We start from the raw sequence: 433 nt of genomic DNA on the forward strand, positions 1-433 counted from the left end.
CAAAATGACATCGAGTACAAATTAGGAAAGCACTAGGTTAACTATGACTCAAACAATCGACGACATCATCGCCCGCTTTGGGCAACAAGGTTGGATTGTCCAAAAAGCGAGAGAAAACTATTGGGTGTTGCGACCACTGGGGCTTTTTAACTACAAGATGTTTCTTATGGCCTACAATCCGTTTACCAACAAGTTCCAGATTGTCAAACCCCCAAATCCCGATTCGCACTACGACACTGCGCTGAAGATTTTGCAGGGGAGCAAAGGGGATGGGGGGGCTGGGGGGGCAAAGGGGAGCAAAGGGGAGCAAAGGGGATGGGGGAGCAAAGGGGATGGGGGAGCAAAGGGGATGGGGGAGCGGGGGATGAAGCAGTTGAGTCGAGAAACCTTTAAAAGTCATTTGGACTTGGACATCTACAAGAAGGCGTTTGAA

1 pseudogene is annotated in these 433 nt (G+C 49.7%); it reads left to right on the forward strand.

Annotated elements, in window-relative coordinates:
• Window positions 1–43 precede the first annotated feature (43 nt).
• Window positions 44–433 (forward strand): annotated as a pseudogene (locus MiSe_RS49900) (hypothetical protein); the annotation flags it as partial.

This window comes from Microseira wollei NIES-4236 (assembly GCF_020521235.1).
GTDB lineage: Bacteria > Cyanobacteriota > Cyanobacteriia > Cyanobacteriales > Aerosakkonemataceae > Microseira > Microseira wollei.